This is a genomic window from Citrobacter sp. wls718 (genome assembly GCF_005280945.1).
Taxonomy (GTDB): domain Bacteria; phylum Pseudomonadota; class Gammaproteobacteria; order Enterobacterales; family Enterobacteriaceae; genus Citrobacter; species Citrobacter gillenii.
Genome location: NZ_SZWV01000055.1, coordinates 1 through 1,877, shown reverse-complemented (window position 1 = coordinate 1,877; position 1,877 = coordinate 1). Strand labels below are relative to the sequence as shown.

General features: G+C 46.7%; 2 protein-coding genes. Both read right to left on the bottom strand.

Annotation, left to right across the window (positions count from 1 at the left end; all coding sequences use genetic code 11):
- Positions 1-743, bottom strand: a 743-nt coding sequence (fliB, locus tag FDW95_RS11020) for a flagellin lysine-N-methylase (RefSeq protein ID WP_212734298.1), incomplete at its 3' end; no start/stop codon positions are given.
- A gap of 38 nt (positions 744-781) precedes the next feature.
- The coding region (locus FDW95_RS11015; protein ID WP_137363501.1) for a FliC/FljB family flagellin at positions 782-1,877 on the bottom strand (1,096 nt) is incomplete at its 5' end.

Below are 1,877 nucleotides of genomic sequence, written 5' to 3'. Positions count from 1 at the left end.
GGAAATATAGGGGCCAATCCATCGCCCATCATCTCGCCATTTTGCAATTGTTGTACCAGTTGCGCATGAACAGATTCAATCTGCCCAATTGTTGATTCATCAACCGTTTCAACTTTTTCCAGGAACAGCAGGAACTTCACTACGGCGAAAAGTGCGGGTTCAACCTCAACTTCGGCCCGTCCAATCAGATCCAGGCAAAACAGGCTCAGTACCCGATGCACTGCCGAAAGCGGTTTCGCGGCATTGGACTTTTGTTGCAACGTGGTGCGCTCATTAAATCTCATCGCATCCGGTTCGCTCAGCAATAGCCTGACCACTTCCGGGCATGAAATATTCAGTGAATGGTGTACATCATTTTTATAGGTACGATAAGAACGGGGATAAATTGCGCAGGTTTTACTCAGTGCATTTGCCCCTAACTGTTTATGCACCATGCATAGCTTATCATCACCAAAATACGGGCAGTTGCCGGACTCAGGTGCAAATGTAATCACTCCCCAGTTAAGCGTGTCCTTTTTAACCAGCCGAATACTTTCTTTCGCAATGGTCTTGATTAATAGATCTTTATTCGTCAGATATTTTTTTACCGTTGGTTTGTCAACTGCGATTACCCACTCTTTGCAGCAATGGTCGCGACAATCGCTACCCACACAATTGAACGCCGCGACAAAGGCAGGTTCAGTAATTAAAATTTCTTTCATTACGTTTGCTCCGGTAAAAAAAATCAAGGTGACTTTCGCCACCTTGATTGTACTCACTGTCTTGAAAAGCTATCGTCAGATTAACGCAGTAAAGAGAGCACGTTTTGCGTAGTCTGGTTAGCCTGGGCCAGAACGGAGGTACCTGCCTGCTGCAGGATCTGCGCACGAGACATGTTAGAAACTTCAGTCGCGTAGTCGGAGTCTTCGATACGGCTACGGGCAGCAGACAGGTTGTTTACTGTGTTACCGAGGTTGGTGATCGCTGATTCAAAGCGGTTTTGCACCGCACCCAGTGAGCTACGCTGTTTATCAACTTCAGCCAGAGCCTTATCAATAGCATCCAGTGGGTTTGCCGTGCTGCCATTCTTCATGGTTTTAGCATCAAGGTTTGCACCATCAAGGGTAAATGTTGCTTTGCCTGTAGCCATATCAATGACAGCATCTGAAGGATTCAATGCAATATATACCGTCTGTGCTTTACCTTCTTCAAGCGTCAATCCATTTTTCGCAGCAGCCTCAACATCAGCTTTGTCTAATGTGTTCTTGAAAGATATTTCAGCGAATAAATTACCGTTTTTATCAACACGAGCTGTCGTTGTTGGAGCATTAATATTCCCAGCTGCAACGCCTGTAGCAGTTGCAATTTGAGCTGCAGTCACCCCCCCAACTTCAGTAGATTTGACTGCCGTTGTTTTACCCCAAATATCAGCATAACCAGCAGAACCAGCTGTACCGATGGCTACTGGATCTCCGTTCGGGCCAGAGACGTTAAAACCAGCCAGTTTCAGCGTACTTGCTGTAACTTCATTCAGTTTAATATCAATGGTTTCATTGTCATTAGCACCAACCTGAATCGACAGGGTCTGGGACTTAGACAGAACATTGGTACCGTTGAACTGAGTTTGAGCTGATACGCGGTCAATTTCGGCCAGACGCTGTTTGATTTCATCCTGGATAGAGGACAGGTCAGAACTGGAGTTGGTGCCGTTCTGAGACTGCACGGTCAGCTCACGCACACGCTGCAGGTTGTTGTTGATTTCGTTTAGAGCACCTTCAGTGGTCTGCGCGATAGAGATACCATCGTTAGCGTTACGGGATGCCTGAGTCAGACCTTTGATGTTAGCAGTGAAACGGTTAGCAATCGCCTGGCCAGCAGCATCGTCTTTCGCGCTGTTG